This is a genomic window from Mycobacterium sp. NGS59, assembly GCF_059812345.1.
Map to the genome: position 1 here is coordinate 33,316 of NZ_JCALCN010000006.1, position 17,357 is coordinate 50,672.

General features: G+C 67.3%; 19 protein-coding genes and 1 tRNA gene. 7 read left to right on the forward strand and 13 right to left on the reverse strand.

Annotation, left to right across the window (positions count from 1 at the left end; genetic code table 11):
- Positions 1–20: 20 nt before the first annotated feature.
- The gene (locus AC5Y46_RS09195) at positions 21–1,190 is read right to left on the reverse strand and encodes a DUF5631 domain-containing protein (protein WP_499990801.1); all 1,170 of its coding nucleotides are present in this window, start codon (positions 1,188–1,190) and stop codon (positions 21–23) included.
- A 106-nt stretch (positions 1,191–1,296) separates the two neighbouring features.
- On the opposite strand from AC5Y46_RS09195, the gene AC5Y46_RS09200 reads away from it, so the two are divergent.
- Positions 1,297–1,440: a hypothetical protein gene (locus tag AC5Y46_RS09200; RefSeq protein ID WP_499942948.1), complete on the forward strand. Its 144-nt coding sequence runs from the start codon at positions 1,297–1,299 to the stop codon at positions 1,438–1,440.
- On the opposite strand, the gene AC5Y46_RS09205 is transcribed toward AC5Y46_RS09200, so the two are convergent.
- From AC5Y46_RS09205 to AC5Y46_RS09230, 6 genes are all read right to left on the reverse strand, one after another.
- Positions 1,437–1,748, reverse strand: a complete 312-nt coding sequence (locus AC5Y46_RS09205; RefSeq protein ID WP_499942949.1) for a DUF2694 family protein — start codon at positions 1,746–1,748, stop codon at positions 1,437–1,439. The two genes, AC5Y46_RS09200 and AC5Y46_RS09205, sit on opposite strands and share 4 nt — an antisense overlap.
- Before the next feature lie 15 nt (positions 1,749–1,763).
- Entirely contained in the window at positions 1,764–2,081 is a 318-nt protein-coding gene (locus AC5Y46_RS09210) for an ESX-1 secretion-associated protein (protein WP_499942951.1), read from the reverse strand.
- A 61-nt stretch (positions 2,082–2,142) separates the two neighbouring features.
- Complete coding sequence (locus AC5Y46_RS09215) at positions 2,143–3,549, reverse strand: DUF4226 domain-containing protein (RefSeq protein ID WP_499990803.1); 1,407 nt, start codon at positions 3,547–3,549, stop codon at positions 2,143–2,145.
- Between the two features lie 53 nt (positions 3,550–3,602).
- The gene (locus AC5Y46_RS09220) at positions 3,603–3,956 is read right to left on the reverse strand and encodes a DUF4226 domain-containing protein (RefSeq protein ID WP_499990804.1); all 354 of its coding nucleotides are present in this window, start codon (positions 3,954–3,956) and stop codon (positions 3,603–3,605) included.
- Between the two features lie 48 nt (positions 3,957–4,004).
- A complete protein-coding gene (locus tag AC5Y46_RS09225) occupies positions 4,005–4,823 on the reverse strand; it encodes a C40 family peptidase (protein ID WP_499990806.1) in 819 nt (272 codons plus the stop codon).
- The gene (locus tag AC5Y46_RS09230) at positions 4,816–5,613 is read right to left on the reverse strand and encodes a helix-turn-helix domain-containing protein (RefSeq protein ID WP_499990808.1); all 798 of its coding nucleotides are present in this window, start codon (positions 5,611–5,613) and stop codon (positions 4,816–4,818) included. The genes AC5Y46_RS09225 and AC5Y46_RS09230 overlap by 8 nt, the downstream gene beginning before the upstream one ends.
- A 143-nt stretch (positions 5,614–5,756) precedes the next feature.
- Between AC5Y46_RS09230 and AC5Y46_RS09235 the strand changes: the two genes are divergently transcribed.
- The 4 genes from AC5Y46_RS09235 to AC5Y46_RS09250 all read left to right on the forward strand — a co-directional run bounded on the left by AC5Y46_RS09235 (position 5,757) and on the right by AC5Y46_RS09250 (position 8,990).
- Positions 5,757–6,170 carry a WhiB family transcriptional regulator gene (locus AC5Y46_RS09235; protein ID WP_499990810.1) on the forward strand — a complete coding sequence of 138 codons (414 nt, stop codon included), beginning with the start codon at positions 5,757–5,759 and terminating at the stop codon, positions 6,168–6,170.
- A gap of 100 nt (positions 6,171–6,270) precedes the next feature.
- Positions 6,271–7,653, forward strand: coding sequence for an acyl-CoA dehydrogenase family protein (locus AC5Y46_RS09240; protein ID WP_499942962.1), 1,383 nt, complete (start codon positions 6,271–6,273; stop codon positions 7,651–7,653).
- Positions 7,654–7,674: 21 nt separating this feature from the next.
- On the forward strand, positions 7,675–8,658 hold the full coding sequence (locus tag AC5Y46_RS09245; RefSeq protein WP_499990812.1) for a pirin family protein: 984 nt from the start codon (positions 7,675–7,677) through the stop codon (positions 8,656–8,658).
- Positions 8,655–8,990 carry a GNAT family N-acetyltransferase gene (locus tag AC5Y46_RS09250; RefSeq protein WP_499990813.1) on the forward strand — a complete coding sequence of 112 codons (336 nt, stop codon included), beginning with the start codon at positions 8,655–8,657 and terminating at the stop codon, positions 8,988–8,990. Before AC5Y46_RS09245 ends, AC5Y46_RS09250 begins: the two co-directional genes overlap by 4 nt.
- A gap of 9 nt (positions 8,991–8,999) precedes the next feature.
- Here AC5Y46_RS09250 and AC5Y46_RS09255 read toward each other — a convergent pair whose 3' ends face one another.
- The 3 genes from AC5Y46_RS09255 to AC5Y46_RS09265 all read right to left on the reverse strand — a co-directional run bounded on the left by AC5Y46_RS09255 (position 9,000) and on the right by AC5Y46_RS09265 (position 12,292).
- Positions 9,000–10,487, reverse strand: coding sequence for a PPE family protein (locus AC5Y46_RS09255; protein WP_499990815.1), 1,488 nt, complete (start codon positions 10,485–10,487; stop codon positions 9,000–9,002).
- Positions 10,488–10,727: 240 nt separating this feature from the next.
- On the reverse strand, positions 10,728–10,991 hold the full coding sequence (locus tag AC5Y46_RS09260; RefSeq protein ID WP_499990816.1) for a YdeI/OmpD-associated family protein: 264 nt from the start codon (positions 10,989–10,991) through the stop codon (positions 10,728–10,730).
- Positions 10,988–12,292 (reverse strand): ammonium transporter, encoded by a 1,305-nt coding sequence (locus tag AC5Y46_RS09265; RefSeq protein ID WP_499990817.1) that lies wholly within the window; start codon positions 12,290–12,292, stop codon positions 10,988–10,990. Before AC5Y46_RS09265 ends, AC5Y46_RS09260 begins: the two co-directional genes overlap by 4 nt.
- 104 nt (positions 12,293–12,396) lie before the next feature.
- On the opposite strand from AC5Y46_RS09265, the gene AC5Y46_RS09270 reads away from it, so the two are divergent.
- Positions 12,397–13,371, forward strand: a complete 975-nt coding sequence (locus tag AC5Y46_RS09270; RefSeq protein WP_499990819.1) for a hypothetical protein — start codon at positions 12,397–12,399, stop codon at positions 13,369–13,371.
- A 149-nt stretch (positions 13,372–13,520) separates the two neighbouring features.
- On the opposite strand, the gene AC5Y46_RS09275 is transcribed toward AC5Y46_RS09270, so the two are convergent.
- The 3 genes from AC5Y46_RS09275 to AC5Y46_RS09285 all read right to left on the reverse strand — a co-directional run bounded on the left by AC5Y46_RS09275 (position 13,521) and on the right by AC5Y46_RS09285 (position 15,391).
- Positions 13,521–14,819: a hypothetical protein gene (locus AC5Y46_RS09275; RefSeq protein WP_499942974.1), complete on the reverse strand. Its 1,299-nt coding sequence runs from the start codon at positions 14,817–14,819 to the stop codon at positions 13,521–13,523.
- 45 nt (positions 14,820–14,864) lie between these two features.
- Entirely contained in the window at positions 14,865–15,104 is a 240-nt protein-coding gene (locus AC5Y46_RS09280) for a hypothetical protein (protein ID WP_499942976.1), read from the reverse strand.
- Between the two features lie 204 nt (positions 15,105–15,308).
- Positions 15,309–15,391, reverse strand: a tRNA-Leu gene (locus AC5Y46_RS09285).
- 200 nt (positions 15,392–15,591) lie between these two features.
- On the opposite strand from AC5Y46_RS09285, the gene AC5Y46_RS09290 reads away from it, so the two are divergent.
- Positions 15,592–17,298: an FHA domain-containing protein gene (locus AC5Y46_RS09290; RefSeq protein ID WP_499942977.1), complete on the forward strand. Its 1,707-nt coding sequence runs from the start codon at positions 15,592–15,594 to the stop codon at positions 17,296–17,298.
- Positions 17,299–17,357: the final 59 nt, after the last annotated feature.

The following is a 17,357-nucleotide window of genomic DNA, read 5'->3' on the forward strand; positions in this document are numbered from 1 at the left end:
CGGCCCCGACCAGCGTCAATTCAGGATTCAGGCAGTTCGGCGGGCGTCAGGTCCTGCAGTTTCTGAAACCAGGCGAAGTGGTAGTTCGCCGAAATGGTGTCACCGGTGACGCTGCTTTCGGTGGCGGCCAGCAGCATGCAGTTGAGCAGCAGGGCGGGTTCGACGTCCGGATACTGGGCCAGCACCCGGTAGCGGCAGGTGTCGAGGTGCACGCGTAGCAAATCGAGTTCTTGGTCGACGACGCCGGCTCCGGCGGCGACGGCCTTGGCCAGCGTGTTCACCATCCGCGGCAGCCCTTCGCGCCAGTGGGTGGCGACGCCCAGTTCCCAGCCCAGGTCTGCGACCGCCGGCAGTTCCCGCGGGTGCGGCGATGTTGCGGTGCCGCGGGTGTCCGCGGAGAGTTTCGACGAGTCGCCGGGCGCGTAGCTCACCTCCCGCTTCGTGCTACCCAGCAACTCCGATGCTTTACCGGTCCGGTGACCGGGTTCGAGCAGCCGCACACCATCCGGGATGGCGATGCCAGGTGGAACCCATCCGTGCGCGAGATCGGTGACCAGCACCGTCGTGCCGTCGGTGTGCTCGCCGACCGCCCAGTTCAACCGCGGTTCCTGCCGTGCCACGAAGGCCAGCAGAAGCCGCAACCGCTGTTCGCCGTCGGCGGCCTGCGGAGCCTCCCGAACCGCGGGTAAGACCTGGGTCTTGTCCATGTCTGTAGCCGGCGGATCGTCTCGCACCGCCGGCAGCAATTGCGTTTCCCGGTTGTCGACTTCAGGTGGCTCGTCCCGCACGGCGGGCAGGATCTGGGTCTTGTCCAGGTCCGGACGGGCGGCGGCGCGTGCCGTCGTCTCGCGCAGCTGACGCAGTGTCGACTCGACTCGTCGCACCGCCCGCGCACGGGCCTCGTCGATCACCCGGGCCTCGGCGGCGCGCCGCGCGGAATATGCCATGCCGGCTTGACCGATGGCTTTGAGCTCGTCGTTGGCGGTCGTCGCAATCCGGTGCAGGTCGGCTCTCAGATATTTTGCGAGCGTTGCGGTTTCGGGTCTGGTGAGCGACAGTTCGGCGGGCCACAAGCCGCCGGTCACCCATGGGGAACAATCGAGCGGCGCGCTGAAAGTCGGGATCGAGAGCGACTCTTCGGTTGCCTTACGCAGGCGCTGGCGCGCCGTCACCCGACCGAAGATTCCCACCGGGTAAGGGTAACGGTTTACCGCGCAGCGTCCGTTCCCGTTGTGCAGACCTCTCGCGTAACCGTGGTGAATTGTGCGGTTCGCGTGACCTGAGTAGCCTACTGCCATGGCCGATTCCGGGTTGCAGCAGCAACTCGACGAGGTGCGTGCGTTGCTGAGTCGAGCGCGAGAGTTGTTCGGCCCCAACCCGATTGAGCCGCCGGTCGACATCGCACCGGATCCCGACAGCGCCAGGACCTGGTTGCTCTAACTGGTCGCCTGTCGTCGGCGCAACCGATGCGCCAACAGTCGTTCGATCGCCATGTCGAGGTCACCGGTCGTGGGAACCTCCGCGGAGGGAGTGTGGCCGGCGGCGATGATCTCGTCGCGCACCTCTAGCAACGCTTTGAGGCACGACACATCGGCGGTCAGCAGAATCCCCTCGGCCAGGGCGTGGGCGTCCGCCTCCATCGCCGATTCGCTCAACGCGACGCTGTGCAGGTATCCGCCGCGACAGGATCGGACCAGGATGTGCCCACTGGGGTGCACGGTGTCGAAGGCGGGATTGGCGTCGGTCATGGATTCTGCTGGACCTCAGCTGTCCCCGTCGACGACGCCGCCGAGCCGGCCCGCCGCCTCGTGTTCGTGCCGCTCCCACATCGCCGCCGATGTCACGAGGTGCTCCGCGATGTCGGCGTGGTCGTCGGCCTGCTGCTCGTAACACCGCCGCCTGGCTTCGAGCAGTTCGCGGCCGGCCTCCCGGAGCTCACTGAACACCGGGCCCAGCGAATCCAGGCTCTCCTGGATAGCGGCGTGGGTAGACGGGATGGTCCGCAGATGTTCAGAGGTCTGTTGATGGCGGGCAGCGACTTCGCGTAAATGCGCCGGCACCACATGGATTCGATCGGCCATCTGCTGTCTCCTTGTCGTACGCCGGCGCTGCGACCGCCGGACTCCCTGTTGCGAATCACGGCTAACCGCTCAGCATTGCCTCCGGCCGGGTGGGTGCCGGCGGCTGGATTGTGGGCGGTGCTGCCGCCAGCACCGGTGTCGGCGGGTGTTCCCAGCCTAGGAAGCTCGGCCCGCTGACGGTGGAGATCTGTTGGATCTGCCCGTCGAGCAGCGCCTTGCTGCGGCCCAGGGCCAATGCGTGTCGGTCGGTGAAGATGCCGATGTCACCCGGACTGACCTGTGCGGGGTCCAGCGGATTGGTGACAGCGGTACCTGGCGGCGGGATGGTCATGCCCTGTTGTTGGAAAGCGTCGGCGATCTGGGTGCCGTTCGCGGCGGCTTTGATCGCCGCGGCGAGTTGAGGGCTGGCGGCAGTCACCGTCTCTCCGTTAGGGAGGGTGACGGTCGTCGGGCCCGACGGCAGCGGTTCCGGTTTACCCGGCTCCGGTTCGCGTTGCGTCTCCTCCTGGTGATCCTCGTCGTGCTTGTCGTCGTCGGTCGGCTCACGTTCGCGCGGGTCCGATTCGTCGTCGAACAGATCGTCGCCGAGGGATCGGGAGTCCCGTCCGGAACCGCCGGCCGGCAGGCTGGGCAGCGAAAGCCCGCTGGGTGCACCCCAACTCGGCATGCCGCCGCTACTGCCCGGGGTGGCACCGGCCGGGGTGGCGGAGGTCGGCGGCATCGCGGCGGCCACAGGTTGCTGCGCCGGTGCCTCGGACAGTGCGGGATCGTCGGGCAACAACGAGTCGAGCAGCGGATCCGATGCGGTGGCGGCCGCTGCCGGCGCGGTTTGCGCCGGCGCGGATGCTCGGCCACCGCCACTGGCGGGTTCCACGGTTGCCGGCCGCCGTTGGTCGGGGGCGGGACCGCTATCCTTCGACGCGTTGTACAGCGAGGTCCAGGCGGCCATCAGTGCCGACTTGGACGTGTCGTCGAGACCGGCGGTCGCGACCACCGCGCGGATGTCCCTGAGCTTGCCGATCAAGTAGCGCTGGAAATCCCGGGCACCGGCCGGGGTATCCAGATCCGACCGTGTCGCCAGGGCGGTCTCTATCTCCCGCTGCAACTGGTCAAGCGCCGCTTTGCCCTCGACGGTTGTCAGGTGAGCGTTGAGGATGGCCGAGACCACCTGCAGGTCCAGCTGAGAACTCGCCGAATTCTGGTGCGCCAAGGCCGCTTCCGCATCGGCGATCGCCTTGGCGGCGTCGCCCGCTGCGCGGTCGTGCGGAGCCTGCGGTGCCGGACCGAACAAGTCGGGATGGCTTTGACGGATCTTGGTCAGGATCGCGTCGAGTTGTTGGCCGGTCGTCGTCGTGGTGACCACGTCGACCACCTCTTGCGAGGTCAAACCCGCCTGCCAACCCGTCGGGTCGCCGGTGCGCTCGGCGATCAACCGCATGATGTCGAAGACATCCTGCTCGGTCGCCATGCCGCCGGACAGTACCCACCAGATGGGGCCAGGGACAATTCACCCTGTCTGCCCTAACCGGAATACCGCTCCCGCAATCCTTGCAGCACAGCAGTTTTCGCCCGGCTCACCGCTCTTGCATCCGCCACGACCCCGGCGATCTCGCGCTGTTTGGCCACCAGGAACCTCTCGAACTCGCGTGCACCCAACGGGGTATCGACGGCCAGCTCGGCATGTGGCGGCAGGGCGTGGTCAATCTCGGCGGAGATCGCCTCGAGTCGGAGCGCACTGTCACGCGCGGCCTGATGAGCGCCGGCGAGGGCTTCGGCCAGCGCCCGGTCGGCGTCGGCGATCGCGCTGTGTCTGCGGGCCAGCGCGGCCTGCCGTTGCTGGATGGCCGCTACCGAAGTTCCGGCTTGTTCCGACATGGCACCAACCTTCTCATCCTGTCCGGCCCGCCCAGCGGCTGCCGGTTCTCACAGTGGCCGCCGGATCGCGACGTTGCTGCCCAAGGTGCTGATGCGGACCGAAGCACCCGAGTAGGGGGCCTCGACCACCAGATTGTTGCCGATCGCCAACTGGACGTGACCGGCGTGCGGAAACACCAGGTCCCCGGGGCGCACCTGCGACCGCGGTACCGGAACGCCGTCGTTGATCTGCTGATAGGTGGTGCGGTCGAGGTGCACTCCGGCCTGCGCGTAAGCCCACTGGACCAGCCCCGAGCAGTCGAATTGGTCGGGGCCGGTGGCGCCCCAGACGTAGGGCCGACCCAGCCGGGACAGAGCGGCCCGCACCGCCAGGCCCGCCCGTCCGTTGGCTGCCGGCAGCAGTCCCGTCCCCCGGCGGTGCGTCATCCGATAGCGCAGCGCACGCAACGCCGCGGCGCGCCGTCTCGAGTGAGCCCGGGCGCTTGCGACGTGCGCGCGCTGAGCGCGTAGCCGCGCGACGCGGCGCCGCACCGCCTCGCGTTGAGCAAGCGGCGTCAGCGGAGTCGACGCGGCATCGGCGCGGGCCTGGTCGAGGACGGCGCCGGTGAGCGCGTGGGCGTCGGCCCGGTCGCGGTGGGCGCCGGCGACGATGGCCGCCGATGCCGAGTCCGTACTTGCCGCCGATACCAATGCCGCCTGGGCGCGGGTCGCCGCGCGTCGGTAATGACTTTGTCCTGCAACCGAATTCAACGGTCGACGGGAACCCGCGGGGTCGGCGGCCCACCCGCTTTCGGCTGGCGGGTGGCCCTGGCTGCCGGCGAACAACTGGTGGGCGCGAGTCAGCGCCTCGAGTTCGGTTTCACTCACTGGGTCGCCCGCCGTCCGGGCCGGGCTGATCGTGCTCGGCGCGGTCGCTGCACTCCATCGCTTCGGTGAACTCTCGCACCCGGGGCAGCGCCGCGGCGGGTATGGCACCTCGGTTGCGGATATCCCACAGTTCGTCGCCATTCACACCGATCAGCGTGGCGATCACGGGATCGGGTAGCGACGAGCGCGCGCACGCTTTGTCGAACCGCGCGCTCAAGCTGCCCGGCATCCGCTCCAGCAGTGCGCTTCGCGTCGCCTCGAGCGCCTGCAGGTGCTCCATCAGTCGGTCGGTTGACGCCGCGCCGGCATTGCACGCCACCCGCCACGAACTGGCGGCCAACATCTCGGCCTTCACGCATTGAGCGATCACAGACAGAATATACGTCTCATATTCGTTTGATGCTGTCGGTGGCAGCCGATCGATGACGGATCTGATGGTTTCGAGCTGGGCTTCGGCGTATCCCTCCAGCACGTCGGTATCACTGTGCCGGTCGACGACGACGGCGTTCGAGCGGTGGGCGGGACCCGGTTCCGCCGGCTGCGCGGCGACGAGTCGCGCGAGTTCGGCATCCGGATCGGCGGCCACCAAGAGTCGCGAGTAAGTGCCCGGCGGCAGGCCCAGACCGTTCTCGACCTTTTGAACTGTGCTTTTGTGCGGTTTGCGGGCGCCCCGTTCGAGGTAGCTCAGTCCCATGATGCTCACGCCGGTCGCGGCTGCGAGGTCAGCCAGTGACAAGTCCCGCGACTCGCGCAGGGCGCGCATCGCCGCGCCGGCCGACTCACGGCTCACGGCGGACTCCGCGCATACGCCGGATATTACACAGCCGCATCAGCTTGCCGGGGCTTATACGTTTTTATCACGTTTCTCTTGTCGCAGTCGTCTGCTTGTGTATACGCTTCCGTCTACGTTTCGGCTCACCGGAGGAGAATGAGATGGCGAACCCCTGCTCGGCCAACCCAGAACTGTGGTTTGGCTACCCCGATGACGACGGCGGCGACGGCGCCGCCAAGGCGCGCGCCTACGAGCGCTCGGCCACCGAGGCGCGCATCCAATGCCTGCGTCGGTGCCCACTGGCACAGCAGCGACTCTGTGCGGAGCGGGCCATCGCACACCGGGAGGAGTACGGCGTGTGGGCGGGTATCAAGTTGCCCGGCGGCCAGTACCGCAAACGCGAACAGCTGGCGGCCGCTCACGACATGCTGCGCCGCATCGCCGCCGGCGATATCAATGCACGACAGGTGCCCGAGAACGCGGAACTGCTGGCCCGCAGCGAGGACGCCGTCGTCGCAACCACTGCGGTGGTGTTGCACCTTCCCGCACGGCTGGGACCACGCACGGCGGCCTGACCGTCGGTGAACTCGACGGGTTGCGGAACCCGGCCCGGGGTATACGGGGATCGACAGTGGCCCCGCTCGGGCCGAGGCAGCTGAGCCAAAGGCGCATCCCATGACCTTCGACCTGACCCCCACCGCGGCTCAACACGACCTGGCGCGGCGCACCCACGAATTCGCCGAGCAGTGCGTGCGGCCGGTGGCCCTCGAGTACGACCAGCGCCAGGAATTCCCATGGCCGGTGCTGGAAGAGGCCGCACAGCGCGGCTTCTACAGTCCGCTGTTCTATCGCGACCTGATCGGCGACCCGACCGGCATCTCGCTGCCGATGTTCATGGAAGAGCTGTTCTGGGGATGCGCGGGAATCGGCCTGGCCATCGTGATGCCGGCGCTGGCACTCTCGGCGATCGGGCAGGCCGCCTCACCGGAACAGATGCTGGAGTGGGCCCCGGAGTGTTTCGGGACGCCGGGCGACCTCAAGCTCGCGGCACTGGCGATCTCGGAACCCGAAGGCGGTAGCGACGTCCGCAACCTGCGCACCCGCGCCCGTCGCGACGGCGACGACTGGATCATCGACGGCCACAAGATGTGGATCGGTAACGGCGGCATCGCCAACGTCCACGTGGTCAACGCGGTGGTCGACGAAGAACTCGGTCATCGCGGCCAGGCGCTGTTCGTGGTGCCCGGCGGCACACCGGGGCTGGAACTGGTGCGCAAACTCGACAAACTGGGTTGCCGGGCGTCCCATACCGCCGAGTTGAAGTTCGACGGTGTGCGCGTGCCGGGTGCCAACCTGCTTGGCGGCGACGACAAATTGGAACACAAACTCGCCAAGGCCCGCGATGTGGTGGCCGGCGCGAAGAAGTCCGGTTCGGCGACGATGGGCACCTTCGAGCAGACCCGCCCGATGGTCGCGGCCCAAGCCATCGGGATCGCCCGCGCCGCACTGGAATACGCGACCGCCTACGCCACCGAACGGGAAGCGTTCGGCGGTCCCATCATCGACCATCAGGGCATCGCTTTTCCGTTGGCGGACTTGGCAACCCAGATCGATGCCGCCCGGCTGCTGACGTGGCGAGCGTCGTGGATGGCCGCCAACTCGGTGCCGTTCGAGCGGGGCGAGGGTTCGATGTCGAAGTTGGCCGCCAGCGAGGTCGCGGTCAAAGCCACCGAGCGGGCCATTCAAACGATGGGCGGCTGGGGCTACATCACCGATCACCCGGTGGAGAAGTGGTATCGAGATGCCAAGCTGTACACCATCTTCGAAGGCACGAGCGAGATTCAGCGGATGGTCATCTCCAACGCGCTGGGCGCCAATGTCGACGCCCCGCCACTGCATGTGACCGTCGAACCGAGCGGTGGCCCGTTGAACAAGTTCTTCGGTCGCGGTACCCCGCTGCGTTCTCGCGCCGCAGACCGAGCGCTGGCGTTGAAGGACCGGGTTCCCGAGCCGATCATGCGAGTTGCCATGAAGGCCTTGCAGCCGCCAGGCAGGTAGAGCCCGAGTAGGGTCGCGGCGGTGAGCAACCTGGACACTGCGCCGGCCGAAGTCGTGTGCGGCACTGAGCAGGTCCAGAACGACGCGGTCGAGGTACTGCATCCCCGCGAGGTGCCCCTGGGCGGACCCCGCGCGATCCGGGTACAGCGCACCCTTCCGCAACGGCAGCGCTCCCTGATCGGGGCGTGGTGCTTCGTCGACCATTACGGTCCGACGGCCGCCCGGATGGATGTGCCACCGCATCCGCACACCGGTCTGCAAACCGTGAGTTGGCTGTTCAGTGGGGAAGTGGAGCACCGCGACAGCGCCGGCGTGCATGCCATGGTGCGTCCCGGCGAACTGAATTTGATGACGGCGGGCGCGGGCATCTGTCACTCCGAGGTGTCCGTCCCGGGCGCGGTCCTGCACGGCGCGCAGCTGTGGGTGGCACTGCCCGATTCGGCCCGCGACACCGGCCGCGATTTCGCGCACTACCGCCCGGATCCCGTCGCCCTGCCCGGTGCAGTGGTGCGCGTCTTTCTCGGTGAGCTGGCCGGAAGCTGTTCTCCGGCAACCACTTTCAGCCCGCTGGTCGGCGCACAGATCGATCTGGATCCATGCGCTTCGCTTCGTCTCGACCTCGATCCGACCTTCGAACACGGGGTGCTGTGCGACCGGGGCGATGTGCAGGTATGCGGAGTCGGCTTGGCCACGGCCGATCTGGGGTATCAGAGTCCTGGGCATGCCGAACTGCTCTTGCGCAATACGGCGGATCGTCCGGCCCGGGTGCTGCTACTCGGCGGTGCCCCGTTCGGCGAACAGTTGGTGATGTGGTGGAACTTCGTCGGACGCAGCCACGACGAAATCGCCAGCTACCGCCGGCTCTGGCAAGACCAGGACGGTTCCGGAGACCGTTTCGGCGCCGTACAGGGATACCGGGGATCGGTCACCCGCCTTCCGGCGCCGCCGATGCCCACCACCCGGCTGCTGCCCAGGCCGCTGCCACAACCGAAGGAGCGCTCTTGACCACCGACAAGACCGGTGCGGAAGTCACCGTCACGCCCCAAGACAACAGGTACGACATCGCGGTCGCCGGCCAGCGAGTCGGCTTCGCCGATTACGCCGACCGCGGCGATCAGCGCATCTTCCATCACACCGAAATCGATCCGCAATTCGGCGGTAGGGGACTGGCGACCATCCTGCTCGAGGAGGCGTTGCAAGCCACCCGGACCGACGGCAAGCGCATCGTGCCGGTGTGCTCGATGGTGGTCACGGTGCTCAAGAAGCATCCCGAGTACGACGACATCACCGATCCCGTCACAGCCGAGGTCGTCGGATGGGTGAATTCGCGGCACTGAATCGCGAGACTAATTCTGTTCCCAGGTAGTGGGCAGCATCGGAACCGCCGGGCCGCTGCCGAACTCGTCGGCGGGCAGAGTCGATAGTCCGGCCGCGTCCGCCTCGCCTGTGGCGACGGTGCCGCCGAAGCCCATCGCCCCGGCGCCCCGACTCGAAGCCGCCACCGACGGCTCTTGCGGCGGTTCGGGTTCGTAATCGAGGAACTCGTCGGCGTACTGGCGCTCGGGCATGGTGGCTGCCCGGCGGCGTCGGGCGCGTCGTTTGTCCCGCGCCGAGACCGCCGCGGCCGCGGCCGGGATCCCTTCAGCGGGTGCCTTGACCCCGGTCCGGTCCCGGAAGGTCGGCGAAAAGCCTTCGCCGGGATCAAGGCTGGCCACCGCATAGGGGACCGCCGGCGCGGCTGCCGCCGGGGCCGCCGAAGCCGGCGCGGCACCCGCACTTGCCGCGGCCGAGGCGACCGACGCGGTTGCCGGGCCCGCGACCGTCGGGGCGAGCGCCGCGAGCGGCGAGCCGGGGGAGTGGCTGGCGGTGACCGCCGGCACCACAGCAGCCGCGCCTCCTTCGGCGACGACGGCGGGGAGTTGCTGCAGGTATTGATAGCCCACCCCGATCACCACTCCCATCGTGATGGCCAGCAGCGGGTCCAGCAGCAGCTGGGGATAGGTGAGGGAGGCCCCGACCCAGGAGAACACCTGGTAGGCGACGGCGAACAGGAACGGGCCCCAGGTCACCAATGCCTGTGCGGGATTGGTCATGAAATCGGTGATCAGCTGGAAGCTGTTGCCGATCGGGTCCTGCAGGAAGTTGACGATCGGCGCGAACAAATCCTGAACGTAGCCGGTGTACCAATTGAGCAGCTGGGTGATGAGGTCGGCGAGATTGAGTTGGCTGCCGGCGTCGGCGGCGGGCGCCGCGGCGGCGAGTTGGCTGGGCTCGGCGGCGACGGTGGCCGCGTCGGCCGTCACCACCGGAGGTGCCGGCGCCGTCGTCGGGACCGCGGCCATCGCCGCCGTCGTCAGCGTTTGGTAGGTAGCCATCGTGGTGGCGGCCTGGATCCACATCCGCACGTAGTCGGCCTCGTTCAGCGCGATCGGGATGGTGTTGATCCCGAAGAAGTTCGTCGCGACCAGCACCCCGTGCACTACGTGGTTGGCCGCCAACTCGGGCAGCGTGGGCATCATCGCCAGTGCCGCGGTGTACGCCGCAGCCGCGGCTTCGTGCTGAGCCGCGGCGGCGTCACTTCTGGCCTGCGCCTGCACGAGCCAACCCAAATAGGGCGCGTGCGCCGCGACGTACTGCGCCGCGGACGGCCCTTGCCACGACCCCGCCTGCACCGCGCTCAACACCCCGAGCAGCTCGGCGCTTGCCGCGGCGTACTGTGCGCCGAGTTCCTGCCACGCCCCCGCGGCGGCCAACAGCGCGCCGGGACCGGGCCCGGCGGACAACAACGCCGAATGCACTTCCGGCGGTGAGGCCATCCAGATCGGAGCCGTCACGTCGTCAGAACCCCCATAGATCCTCCCGTGCGTCGTCTCGGTCGGGCGGGCAACCGAAATCGACGCGGCACTGCCCCAACCAAGTTGACGTTGTGGGCCGTCGCCTAAACCGGAGGTGAGGGATCCACCGGATTAGGTACGCCTAACCTCACCCTAGCCGGGTCGGTCGCGCGCCAGCAACGCCGGGTCGGCACGGATTGGCAGCCGCGCTACGGCGGTCAGCACAGCAAGAAACGGGGCCTACTTGCCGTTGCGCTCGCGGTGCTTGCATCCCGGCCAGCAGCACGGCCGGCGCTTGCCTTCCTCAAGTTCCTCCTGAGTCCGGCGGATGCGGCGTTCGCGGGTCTTGTCCTGCTTGGCGTCCTCGACCCAGCAGATGAACTCGTTGCGCGCCAGCGGTGTGATGTCGTTCCAAAGGGCCAGTGCCACCGAGTTGGCCGTCAGCGCGTCGCGCAGGTCCGCTGGGAGCTCGTGGACCACCCCGCCTTGCACCTGCCGGCTCATCGGAGATCCTCCTCATCCTCGGGCTGCGAGCGTGGTGCGTCTTGCTGACCGAACAGCGGGCGGTGCATCTGCTGATGGCCCAGCACGCCCTCGGTGTACGCCGTCTCGGCATGCTGACTGAGGTCGACCCCACTCACCTCGTCCTCGCGGGAGACGCGGAACCCGATGACCCGGTCGATCAGTTTGGCCAGCACGAAGCTCACCGTAAACGCGTAGAGCGCGACCACCACCATCGCCACCGACTGCTTGCCGAGTTGACGCAGACCGCCGCCGTAGAACAGTCCATTCGGGCCCGTCATCACCGCGGTGGCCAACAGCCCGATCAGCAGCACGCCGACCACGCCGCCGACGAAGTGCACGCCCACGACGTCCAGGGAATCGTCGTAGTGCAGCTTGAACTTGACCGTGATGGCGAAGGCGCACACGATTCCTGCGGTCAGTCCGACGGCCGCGGCACCCAGTACGTTGACGTAGCCGCATGACGGCGTGATCGCCACCAATCCGGCGACCACGCCGGAAGCGGCCCCGAAGGTGGTCGGTTTGCCGTCGCGGATCTGTTCGACGGTCAGCCAGCCCAACATGCCCAGACAGCCGGCGACCAGCGTGTTCAGGAAAATCGCGGAGGCGACACCGTCGGCGGCCATGGCAGAGCCGGCGTTGAACCCGAACCAGCCGAACCACAGCAGCCCGGCCCCGAGCAGCACGAACGGCAGGTTGTGCGGGCGCATGGCCTCGGTCTTGAAACCGATGCGCGGACCCAGCACCAGCGCGAGCGCGAGCGCGGAGGAACCCGAGACGATCTCGACCACCAGACCGCCCGCGTAGTCGAGTGCGCCCATCTTGAGCAACCAACCGCTGGGTTCCCAAACCCAGTGCGCCACAACGGCATACACAGCGATCGTCCAAAGCGGCACGAAGACCAGCCAGCCCACGAATTTCGCGCGGTCGGCGATGGCGCCGCTGACCAGCGCGGCGGTGATGATCGCGAAGGTCAGCTGGAACGTCGCGTAGAGGAGTTCAGGGACCTTTCCATGCAGCGTCTGCGGTCCGATCCCGCTCATTCCCGCGTGCGCCAACCCCCCGATGAGCCCGCCGCCGTCGGAAAACGCCAGCGTGTACCCGACCAGCAGCCAAGCCACCGTGACCAGCGGGATGGAGATGAAGCTCATCATGATCATGTTGAGCACGCCGGTGGTGCGCACCATCCCGCCGTAGAAGATCGCCAGCCCGGGGGTCATCAGCAGCACGAGCGCGGTGCTGGCCAGCAGCCATGCGGTGGCGGCGGGATCGATGGTGTTCAACGCGACGACTCCTTCGATAGGTACCGAAGAGAATGTAGGCGTGCTGGATCGGGTTGTCGGCAGATGGGGCGGTGAACGCCGCGTGGACGACTACTGTCATGGCCGTGGCAGGGCGCGGTCGATTCGGCACCGGGCTACTCGCCCTGGCTGCTGTGGTGAGCGCGTGCACATCCGAGCACGCACCGCAGAATCCGCCTGGGGCCAGTGCAACAGACACCAGCATCGTCGCACCCACCAACGACGCCGATCGCGAGCGTCTGAGCACCATTCAGCGGACCCGCGCCATCGACATCTGCGCCTTGTACGGCACGGCACACGAGGTGGCCGGACGGACGGTGACCATCGATGCGCCGACGTCACCGATTCTGTGTCGGGCTCGCATCGGAGCGGACGCTGACGACATCAAGGCGACGATCTCGCTGGCGGTCGGTCCCGCCGTGCTGCCCCAGCCGGCGGCCTGGGCCAGGCACGCCACGATCGACGGCACCGGCGTCACCGTCGCCGACGCCTTCGACGGCCCCGACATGCCCCCACGCGACCAGGTGGTGTCCGCGAGCTGCGAGTGGGCGGCCACCTATCCCGGCAGTGTGCGGCTGACGGCTCAAGTGATGGCGCCCCCGCGGGTCGAGGGTTGCGCGTTGGGGCACGATCTGATGCAGGTGGCACTTCGCGAATACGCCAAGAAACCGTCCCTGGCAGCGAGTTCCGTGCCCCGAACCGTGATCACCGGAGCAGACCCGTGCCGCGCTGCGGCTCGGTTGCGTCCCGCGCACGCGATTTCGTGGGACATACCGGAGTTCAACACCCATGAATGCGCCTTCGGCGTCGACGGCGGCCCGACTGTCTACCTCTCGCTGGACTATGCGGATCCTTCGCACCTCGAATACGAGGGGGAGCATTTCGACGTCAGCGGGCACGCCGTCCACGGAGACGCCCAGACGGGCATCTTCACCGTGGTGATAGGTCCGCAGTTCCGGGCGGGCTCCGCAAGTCTCGCGCCGGTGGCCACGATCAGCGATCCCGCCAAGGACATGGGCCGGATACGGCTGATCGCGCAGGCCGTCGCGGACGAGTACTGACTTCTCGCGCCTGGCTGGAAAGTCGGTGGGGGTTGTCGCGAACACGGACCCGCCAGCCGCTCCGGTGAGGGACGAACTTTCTGACGAGTCGCGCCGCACGACCGTCGCCCAGGTCTGCGCAGTATCGGCATTGGGTGCCGCTTTCGGCCTCAGTTTGCATATGGCGGAGTGAGGTCTTGCAACGGAGGTTCATCCAGCGCGGACAGCAGGCGGTTGATAGCGTCGCGCACTTCAGCGGTGAGTTGTCCGGTGCTGTCGCGCGCAACGGCGTCGGTGTACTGCCAGGACCGCGTCACCTGAATGCTCGGACGGACATCAAACTTCTCCATCGGCAGTCGGTCGGACCACTCGTCGAGGCTGCCCATCTCCGCGTCGGCTGCGTATCCGCGCTGGATGAGCCATCCCCGAAACAGACTGTCATTGAGTTCTTTTCGCGGTCGTCGACCGGCTCGGCCATCGGAGACGTCTTCAACCCATTGGCGTACATAGGTGGAGCCAGGCAGGCGGCGCGTGGGATACCAGCGCTGCGGACCGCTGGAGCGCCAGAAGGCGAGGTGAAAGTTGCCGTGGACCTGCCAGCCCGGTTCCTCGGTCAGCGCAATCAGCGCTTCGGCGCGATGGGGATGGGCATAGACGCGCTTGTACTGTGGGGCGAGCTCGGCCGGCCAGGCGCTGAGCACAACGTTATCGCCTTCAATGTAGAGACTGACCCGATCGAAGGCCACGACCTGATCCTGGGGAAACTTCACACCCGCATGCCCGCCGACATCGCGAACCTCGGCAGTGAACCCGGTCGCCGTCTCAAGGATCGTGCGTAGACGGCGCAGTTGGCGGCCAGCATGATCGCCGCAACGTTCTAGATCGGTGTAGGGCAACAGGTCCCCGAAGTTCATCTCGGCGTTGTCGAAAAAATCATTTAGGACCGCAGCCTCCGCTGGACCCAGCACGCCGAGTTCAACGAGGTTCCACCACCGGTCGAGCAAGTCCTGCCACCGCACCGGAACCCACCGTTTCGCTTGATGACCAAGTTGTTTCGTGTTGATCTCCAGAGCCTGCTGCTCGCTGGCGCTGGCGTAGAGCTTGCTTTCGATGACGACTACCAATGCGGTGCCGTACTGGATTACGCCGTCATAACGAGCGCGTCGTTGCGAAGCGAGGTTGAGCTCGTCGGTTCCGGCGGCGAGGTCTTCGTGCGGGCCGAGGAAGACACTGACCAACTCATCGACCACGGGGTCTTCCACTTCGATGTCGAGCGCAACGAGCGATTCGGTCTGCATATCGAATCGGGGGCGCGGGAGCGCTGAAAGTCTCGGACAGTCGGCCAAGCCGAGAAATGCTTCTTGGCAAAGGGGGACCAGCCGCATCACGATCAAGGCGGCCCTGGTTAGTTGATCCTCGTGTGTGGGGTCACGGTCGTAGGGCCGGAAGATGCTGAGGTGCTGGTCCACCGCCTGACAGTAAACGCTGCGTGAGATGGCCCCCGGCACGCACCGTCACGTCTTGGCTCGCAACCCACTCGATGAATTCCGCACCTCTACAACACCCAACGCAGCCACCGCGCCCACCCCGGCCAGATCACCCCCGAACAGGCCTACCTCGCCCGACCCAAAGCCGCTCCCACCGGCCAATCCGGGGCACGGTCCCGCATCCGCCACGACATCGTCGACCAATTCGGCAAACTCACCCTGCGCCACCGCAGCCGCCTGCACCACCTGGGCATCGGCCGCACCCACGCCTCAACACCCGTCCTCATCCTGGTCACCGCCACCACCGTCACAGTCCTCAGCAAAACCGGCCACCACGTCCTGAGCAGCCACACCATCGACCCCGACACCAACTACTGGCGCAACCAACAGAAAAACCCCGGCCGATGGCCGGGGAATCTGTAACCCATCACGCGACTCATCTGTAACCGATGACGCGACTCATCACAACTGTGGGCGAAGGGGGACTTGAACCCCCACGTCCCGAAGGACACTGGCACCTGAAGCCAGCGCGTCTGCCATTCCGCCACTCGCCCGAAACAACCGGAGGACCATATCACTGTAGTGGCCCTGCACCCCAACCGCTGCGCCCAGGTCTCCGGTCGGTATCGATGTAACCCTCGCGACGCGCACCGTGACCGCCGCGTCGCGGTATCGGCGATACGATGACAAACGCGGCCGAGTCGTTTGCCCTCCGCCGAGAATTCCTGGGACCTAGTGAAGCGAGCGCGCAACGATGGGTAGCCAACGAGGGCTGGTTCAGCGCATCGAGCGCAAACTCGAGGCGACAGTCGGTGACGCGTTTGCCCGAGTGTTCGGCGGCTCGATCGTCCCGCAAGAGGTGGAAGCGATGCTTCGGCGCGAGGCCGCCGACGGCGTCCGGTCGCTGCAGGGAAATCGCCTTTTGGCACCCAACGAATACATCATTACCCTCAGTGTGCACGACTCGGAGAAGTTGGACGCCGATCCGGAACTCACGTCGAGCGCTTTTGCTCGGTACTTGGCTGACTTCATCCAAGAACAGGGGTGGCAAACGTATGGTGATGTGGTCGTACGGTTCGAGCATTCCTCGAGCCTGCATACAGGCCAGTTCCGCGCCCGCGGCACTGTCAACCCCGACGTCGAGCCCCGCCCGACAGCTACCGATTCCGCCCGGCCACAATCAAATCATGCGTTTGGCGCAGAACCAGGAGTACGACCGATGACTGACAATCCAAGCTACCGCGGTCAGGGGCAGGGGCGGGACGAGTACTACGACGACCGCTACGGGCGTCCGCAGGAGGACCCGCGCGGCGGCTACCCGCAGGATCAGGGCGGCTACCCGCCCCAGCAGGGCTACCCGCCGCAGGGTGGCTACGGCCAGCAGGGCGGCTACGGCGACCAAGGTGGCTACGGCCAACAAGGCGGGTACGGCCAACAGGGCGGGTACGGCGACCAAGGTGGGTACGGCCAGCAGGGCGGGTACGGCCAGCAGGGCGGCTACGGCGACCAAGGCGGGTACGGCCAGCAGGGCGGCTACGGCGACCAGGGCGGCTACGGCCAGCAAGGTGGCTACGGCGACCAGGGCGGCTACGGACAACAGGGCGGCTACGGCGACCAGGGGCAGAGCGGGTACGCGCCGACCCACGAAGCTCCGCCGCCCGCCCCACCCGGCGGCGGCTACGGCCAGCAGGGTGGTTACGGCCAGGACCAGGGCTATCAGCAAGGTGGTTACGGCCAACCGCAGGGCGGCGGCTATGGAGAATACGGCGACTACGGCCGCGAGCCGGCTCGCCAGGACGCCGGCTACGGCGCCCCGAGTGCGCCGCAGGCCCCGCCCGAGCCGCAGCGATCGGCGTACCCCGACCAGGGCGGCGGCTATCAGGATCAGGGTTACCAGCAGGGCGGCGGCTACGGCCGTCAGGACTACGACCCGAGTGCTTACACCCAGTACGCCGAAGCTTCGCCCGCTGCGGGCGGCTACGCCCCGCAGCAGGGCGGTTACGGCGACCAGGGTGGCTACGGCGACCAGGGTGGCTACGGCGACCAGGGTGGCTACGGCGACCAAGGTGGCTACGGCCAGCAGCAGAGTTCCGACTACGGTCAGCCGCCGGCTCCCGACTACGGGCAGGGCGGCGGCTACGGCGGCTACGGGCAGGGTGGCTACGGCTCGGTGGCGACGCAGGTCACCCTGCAGCTCGACGACGGCAGTGGTCGCACCTATCAGCTGCGTGACGGTTCCAACATCGTCGGCCGTGGTCAGGACGCCCAGTTCCGGTTGCCCGACACCGGAGTGTCACGGCGGCACCTGGAGATCCGTTGGGACGGCCAGGTTGCGTTGCTGTCTGACCTGAACTCCACCAACGGCACCACCGTCAACAACGCACCGGTACAGGAGTGGCAATTGGCTGACGGCGACGTGATCCGGCTAGGTCATTCCGAGATCATCGTCCGCATCCACTGAGCCCACCGGCGCAAAAGCTGTCGAGCCTCTCGCCGCGTCGACCACCGTCCCAGTATCGT